At 70.0% G+C, this 6,863-nt stretch carries 6 protein-coding genes; 5 read left to right on the top strand and 1 reads right to left on the bottom strand.

Annotation, left to right across the window (positions count from 1 at the left end):
- The 3 genes from GT354_RS16210 to GT354_RS16200 form a co-directional block, all read left to right on the top strand.
- On the top strand, positions 1 to 1,107 hold a 1,107-nt coding region (locus GT354_RS16210; protein ID WP_161357022.1), incomplete at its 5' end, for an ATP-binding cassette domain-containing protein.
- Between the two features lie 301 nt (positions 1,108 to 1,408).
- The gene (locus tag GT354_RS16205) at positions 1,409 to 2,185 is read left to right on the top strand and encodes a tryptophan 2,3-dioxygenase family protein (protein ID WP_161357021.1); all 777 of its coding nucleotides are present in this window, start codon (positions 1,409 to 1,411) and stop codon (positions 2,183 to 2,185) included.
- Between the two features lie 21 nt (positions 2,186 to 2,206).
- Positions 2,207 to 2,800 (top strand): hypothetical protein, encoded by a 594-nt coding sequence (locus tag GT354_RS16200; protein ID WP_161357020.1) that lies wholly within the window; start codon positions 2,207 to 2,209, stop codon positions 2,798 to 2,800.
- Between the two features lie 147 nt (positions 2,801 to 2,947).
- Here GT354_RS16200 and GT354_RS16195 read toward each other — a convergent pair whose 3' ends face one another.
- Positions 2,948 to 4,009 (bottom strand): ATP-dependent DNA ligase, encoded by a 1,062-nt coding sequence (locus GT354_RS16195; protein ID WP_161357019.1) that lies wholly within the window; start codon positions 4,007 to 4,009, stop codon positions 2,948 to 2,950.
- Positions 4,010 to 4,133: 124 nt separating this feature from the next.
- Between GT354_RS16195 and ligD the strand changes: the two genes are divergently transcribed.
- Both ligD and GT354_RS16185 read left to right on the top strand, forming a co-directional pair.
- Positions 4,134 to 5,162 (top strand): non-homologous end-joining DNA ligase, encoded by a 1,029-nt coding sequence (gene ligD / locus GT354_RS16190; RefSeq protein ID WP_161357018.1) that lies wholly within the window; start codon positions 4,134 to 4,136, stop codon positions 5,160 to 5,162.
- Between the two features lie 457 nt (positions 5,163 to 5,619).
- The coding region (locus GT354_RS16185; RefSeq protein WP_161357017.1) for an ATP-binding protein at positions 5,620 to 6,863 on the top strand (1,244 nt) is incomplete at its 3' end.

Genomic DNA, 6,863 nt, shown 5'->3' with positions numbered 1-6,863 from the left:
GACAAGGGCAACACGGTGCTCGTGGTCGAGCACGACCCGGACGTCATCGCCATCGCCGACCATGTCGTCGACGTGGGCCCGCGGGCGGGCGTGCACGGCGGCGAGATCGTCTTCGCGGGCACCGTGGCCGAGTTGCGCCGCGCCGACACGCTCACCGGGCGCGGCCTGCGTCGGTCTAGCGGACTCAAGGACGCGCCCCGCGCGCCGCAGGGCATGCTGCCCATCGAGGGCGCCGACCTGCACAACCTCAAGAAGGTCACGGTGGGCGTGCCCACCGGCGTGCTCACCGTGGTCACCGGCGTCGCCGGATCCGGCAAGAGCACGTTGATCGCCGACGTGTTCATGTCGAACCATCCCGACGCGATCTTCGTGGACCAGTCCGCCATCGCCGCGTCCTCGCGTTCGACGCCCGCGACGTACCTGGGACTGATGGACCCGATTCGCAAGCTGTTCGCGACCACCAACGGCGTCGCCGCCGGCCTGTTCAGCTTCAACTCCACGGGCGCGTGCGAGCAGTGCCAGGGACGCGGGGTGATCCTCACCGAGTTGGCCTACATGGACCCGGTCACCACGCACTGCGACTCGTGCGACGGCCGCCGGTTCAAGGACGAGGTGCTCGCGCATCGGCTGCGCGGCAAGTCGGTGGCGGACGTGTTGGAGATGCCCGCGGAGGAGGCGGTCGAATTCTTCACCGAGCGCGCCCTGCGCACCAAACTGCGCACGCTGATCGACGTGGGGCTGGACTACCTGAGCCTGGGCCAGCCGCTGAGCACCCTGTCGGGTGGTGAGCGCCAACGGATCAAGCTGGCCACCCAGTTGCACCGCACCGGCAGCGTGTACGTCCTGGACGAGCCGACCACCGGCCTGCACCTGTCCGACGTGGACACCCTGCTCGGGCTGATGAACGCGCTCGTGGACAGGGGCAACACGGTCGTGGTGATCGAGCACAACCTCGACGTCGTCGCGCAGGCCGACTGGATCATCGACCTCGGCCCCGACGGCGGCAAGGACGGTGGCGAGATCGTGTTCACCGGGCCGCCGAGCGGGCTGCTCGACTGCGCGGGCTCGCTGACGGGCGAACACCTGCGCCGGCACCTGGCGGGCTGAACGGGCGGCGCCCCCCGCACTCCGCGTCCCGCCCTCCCGCGTCCCACACCCCGCGTCCACACCCGCCTCCCGGACCCCGCCTTCCGGACCCTGCGACCCGGCGCCACGCCGGGTCGCAGGCATTCCTGACGGGTCTTTACGATCATGAACACGGCGGGCCGATCGCGTTACGACCATCGTGTGGCGGGCATCCGTTTCCGTGCATCGCTCATTCCTGAACGGCCGCGACCAGCCCAAGATGGTGGCCTGTCGTCACCGGGACACCGGGGCGGTCGAATGCCCGCGAGGAGAGGTAAGGACGATGAGCGACAAGCCCGCCGTCACCTACGGAAGCTATCTGCGCCTCGACACCCTGCTGTCGTGCCAGAAACCGGAGACCGACAAGCACGACGAGATGCTGTTCGTGGTCATCCATCAGGTCTACGAACTCTGGTTCAAGCAGATCCTGCACGAAGTTGCCTTGCTACAGGGGCAGTTGGAGGGAGGCAACAGCGCCGGCGCGCTGCACACGGCCCGCCGGGTCGCCAAGATCCTGAAGACCGTGGTCGGCCAACTCGACGTCCTGGAAACCATGACGCCGCGGCAGTTCGCGTCGTTCCGCGACGCGTTGGGCACCTCCAGCGGCTTCCAGTCGGCGCAGTTTCGCGAACTCGAAGCGGTGCTCGGCCGCAGGGAGTTCGGCGCTTCCGACGTCGGCCACGACGAGCGGCTCGTGTCGGCCGCGCATCGCCGGTCGTTGTTCGACTCGCTGCTGCGCCACCTGGCGGATCTGGGCTACGCGGTTCCCGAGCACGCCTTGGCGCGCGACCCGAGCTCCGCGTGGCACTCCGACCCGGAGGTACAAAAAGCCCTGCTCGAGGTGTACGTCGACGAGACCGGACACGCCGCGCAGGTCTGCGAGGCCCTGGTGGACATCGACGAAGGTCTCCAGGAGTGGCGCTACCGGCACATGAAGATGGTCGAGCGGACGATCGGCGCGAAGATCGGGACCGGCGGTTCCGCCGGCGCCGCGTATCTGCGTGCCACGCTGTTCTCTCCGGTCTTTCCGGACTTGTGGGAGGTCAGGTCGCAGGCCTGACGTAAACGCGGGGAGCCGGCGTTGCTGTTCACGCACGACGTACTGACGGGGATCGTCTCGGGCGAGGTCGATCTGGTCTTCCGGCGTTGGCGCCGGCCCGCGGTACGGCCGGGCACCAGGGTGCGGACGGCGGTCGGCGTCCTGGAGGTCGGCACGGTGGAGCCGGTGAGCGAGTCGAACGTCACCGAGGACGACGCGCACCGGGCCGGCGCGGCGAGTCGGGCGGACCTCCTGGCGTATCAGCGCCAAGGCGAGGACCGGCAGCTCTACCGGATCGGGATCCGATTCGCGGGCGAGGATCCGCGGGTGGAACTGAGGCAGGACACCGACCTGTCGGCGGCCGACCTGGACGCGATCGTCGCGGGTTTGGCCCGATTGGACGCGCACAGCTCCCACGGCCCGTGGACCACGGCGATGTTGGAACTGATCGCCGCCCGACCGGCGCAACGAGCGGCGGACCTGGCCGCGTCGGTGGGGCGCGAGAAACCGCCGTTCAAGGTGGACGTGCGCAAGCTCAAGGAGCGCGGCCTCACCGAGAGTCTGGAAGTCGGCTACCGCCTCTCGCCTCGGGGCCGGAAGGTCCTGGACCACCTCAGGAGTCGGCCCGAGGCGTGATCGGGCGGTCGTGCGTTTCGTGGTGCGGTGCCGTTGCGGGTGCGTGGCCGGTACCCGACCTTGAGCGCCTGCGCAGCTGCGAGCCAATCCGAACCCGCCACCTGCCGAACCGCAGCGCCGAACCCCGCACGGCGGCAGCCGAAGGCGTCACAACCCCAGTACGTCCGCCAGGTCGTATCGCACCGGCTGCTCCAACTGGTCGTACGTGCAACCGGACGCGTCACGGTCGGGCCGCCAGCGGCGGAACCGCGCGGTGTGCCGGAACCGGTCCCCCTGAGTGTGGTCGTAGGCCACTTCGCACACCAGCTCGGGACGCAGCGGGACCCAGTCCAGGTTGCGGTCGCCCGTCCACCGACTGACCGCGCCGGGCATCCGGCCGCTCTCCTGTGCCTCGGCGTCCGCCCACTGGGCCCACGGGTGGTCGGTGAGGTCCTCGACCCGATACGGCGCCAGCGTGTCGACCAGTTCCCTGCGCTTGGCGGTGGTGAAGGCAGCGCTGACGCCGACGTGTTGCAGCCGACCGTGCGTGTCGTAGAGCCCCAACAGCAGCGAACCGACGACGCCGCCCGACTTGTGCCAACGGTATCCGGCCACCACGCAGTCGGCCGTGCGCTCGTGCTTGACCTTGACCATGGCGCGCTCGTCGGGACGGTACGGGCCGTCGGGATCCTTGGCCACGATGCCGTCCAGTCCCGCGCCTTCGAACGCGCGGAACCACTCCTGCGCGACGGCGGGGTCGGTCGTCGCCGGCGCCACGTGCACGGGCGAGCAGGTCGCCCCCAACGCTTCCTCCAACGCCGCGCGCCGCTCGACCATCGGACGGTCGAGGAAACTGTCGTCGCCGAGCGCGAGCAGGTCGAACGCGACGAAGCTCGCGGGCGTGGTTTCGGCCAACGTGCGTACCCGGGACGCGGCCGGGTGAATGCGGTCCAGGAGACGGTCGAAGTCGAGGTGGTCGTCCGTGACGATGACGATCTCGCCGTCCACGACGCAGCGCGGCGGCAGTTGCGCGACAAACGCCTCGACCAGTTCGGGGAAGTACCGGTTCAACGACTTGGTGTTGCGACTGCCGATCTCGACCTCGTCCCCGTCGCGGAAGACGATCGCGCGAAAGCCGTCCCACTTGGCCTCGTAGTGCATCGCCGGGGGAATTCGCGCGGCCGCGCGCGCGAGCATCGGCTTGAGGGGAGGCAGTACGGGAAGGCGCATGCGGCTCATTGTGCGATCGGTGAGCGGGACGGCGCGGCAGTGACTCGCGCGATTTGTCGCTTTTCTCGTATGCGTTCTGGGAGGCTTGCGCGGTTTTGACCGGGATTCGTGGCTATGGTGAAACATGAGCGCAGCCGAGGAGATCGACGTCGACGGGCGGACCGTACGGATCAGCAATCCGGACAAGGTCTACTTCCCCGAACGTGGCTTCACCAAGATCGACGTCGCCCGCTACTACTACGCCGTCCGGACGGGCATCCTGCGCGCGCTGCGCGATCGGCCCACGACGCTGCAACGCCACCCCGACGGGATCGAAGGCGAGTCGTTCTTCCAGAAACGGGCACCCAAGAACACCCCCGACTGGATCCCCACCGCCCGGATCGCCTTTCCGAGCGGCCGCACCGCCGACGAACTGTGCCCGACCGAGCCCGCCGCCGTGCTGTGGGCCGCCAACCTCGGTTGCCTGACCTTCCACCCGTGGCCGGTGCGACGCGACGACGTGGACCACCCCGACGAATTGCGCATCGACCTCGACCCGCAACCGGGCACCACGTTCACCGACGCGATCAAGGTCGCCCACGAACTCCGCGCGGTCCTGGGCGAACACGACCTGGTCGGTTGGCCCAAAACCTCCGGTGGACGCGGCCTGCACGTCTTCGTGCCCATCGAACCCCGCTGGACCTTCACCGAGGTCCGCCGCGCCGTCATCACGCTCGCCCGCGAAGTGGAACGGCGCATGCCCGACGAGGCGACCACCGCGTGGTGGAAGGAGGAACGCGGGAGGCGGATCTTCCTCGACTACAACCAGGCGGCCCGCGACCGCACGATCGCCTCCGCGTACTCGGTGCGGCCCAACCGGCGCGCCACCGTGTCGGCCCCACTGCGCTGGGACGAGGTCGACGACGTACACCCCGACGACTTCGACATCACCGGCATGCCCGGCCGATTCGCCGAACTCGGCGACGTGCACGAGAACATGGACGAACGACGGTACGGCATCGAATCCGTGCTGGAACTCGCCGACCGGCACGAGAGCGACCACGGCCTCGGCGACATGCCCTACCCACCCGACCATCCCAAGATGCCGGGCGAGCCGTCGCGCGTACAACCGAGTCGGGCTCGCAAGCCGGCCTCACCGGACCCGAAGGGCTGATTCGGCAGGGGAGTTCCGAGGCCGGGAGCTTCCAGGATCTCGGGGTTCGGAGGTTTGGGAGCACCCGGATACCGAAGCGCGGGGCGCCGAGCGGCTGTTGCCCGCCCTGACTGACGGATCGTCACAAAATCCTTGCATGCAGTTCCGGAACGGGCTTGTGACAACCCGATGCCATGCCGTAACAAGGTACCCGGCCGACGGTGGGACACGGTGGAGGGGGTGACCCACCAGGCGGCCGCGTGTCGACGCACGCGACGCGTACGGCCGCATCGCGCAACGGCACAAGCACGGCCCGAACCGACGGGGCGTCCGGCAACGTCCCGACGGCGACACAGCGCAGCGATCCCCGGGGGGAGGTCGCGGCGGCGGTTCCCCACGAGGTGCGGCACACGTGTGCCCACTTCCCCCCGCAGGCCGTCGCGGCAATGCCGCGACCGGGGAGAAGGAGAACGCGTCCGTGGAACCGGAGCGGGTGTCCGAACTCTCAGACCTCCTCGCGCATGCTCGCGCCTCACGCATCGGCGCGGGCGGCCGCGCGGTGATCCTCAGAACCGCGTCCGGGATGTGGTGCCGGGAACTGCTCGCCGAGTTCACCGACCGGCAACGCCGGGCAGGCGCCGCCCCGACCCTCGTCTCGTGTCAACACGGCGACGTGGCCAAGCCGTTCGCGGCCCTGCGCCAACTGCTCGCCGGTCTCGGCGATGCGACGGCCGGCTCCGAACACGACCCCTTCGACGAACTGCGCCGCGCCCTGCCGCACGCCGTACCGAGCAACGACCAACACCTGTTCGACGCGCTGTACGAGGCCCTGCTGCCGGCCGTCCGGCGATGTCCGCGCGTGATCGTCGTCGACGACGCGCAATGGATGGACGACGCCTCGCTGCGCTGGTTCGCCTACCTCGTCCGCAGGCTCTCCCGACTGCCGCTGCTCGTCGTGCTCGCCGCCCGTACCGACGACGACCTGCCCGCACGGGACGCGCTCGACGACATCGCCGCGCAGGCCGCGTGCCACGAGAGCACGCTGCGGCCGCTGTCGGTACACAGCGTTCGCGAGGTCGTGCAACGGGCCTATTCCGGCCGGGCGCCCGACGACGCGTTCATCCGGCTGTGCCACCACGTGAGCGGCGGCGTGCCCGAACACCTCGCCCGGTTGATCGCGATCCAGGTACAGGCCGGTCTGCCACCGGAACTGGATCCGACCCCGCCCGGCATCGGCCTCGACGGCCGACCGCGCCTGACCCGGGCCGACCACATCCGGCGGATCGCGGCCCGCATCGAAGCGGCCGCGGTCACCACCCGGTTGGCCCGACAGCCCGAGCGGGTACGGGCGTTGGCCCAGACCGCCGCCCTGTTCGGCGACGGCGCCGACCTCGACATCGTCGCCGACCTGCTGGGCGCGGGGCCCGACCGACTCGACGCGCTGCTCGCCGAACTCGTGCGGGTCGGCGTGTTGCGCCGGGCCGTCGCCGGCAGTCGGCTGATGTTTCGTTCGCCGGAGATCCGCGACGCCGTCCACGACACCATTCCCGAGGGCTGTCTGCGCGACCGGCACTTGCGGGCCGCCCGCCGGTTGGGCGACTACGGCGCACCGCCGGTCCGGGTCGCCGACCATCTGCTGCGCATCGACGCGCTCGATCCCGCCGATCGCCCGTGGGCGCGCGGCGTGCTGTACGACGCCGGGTGTGCCGCGTTGGCGGTGGG

Origin of the sequence: Streptomyces sp. SID3343 (assembly GCF_009865215.1) — a bacterium.
GTDB lineage: Bacteria > Actinomycetota > Actinomycetes > Streptomycetales > Streptomycetaceae > Embleya.
This window is presented reverse-complemented; position numbering and strand designations above follow the sequence as displayed.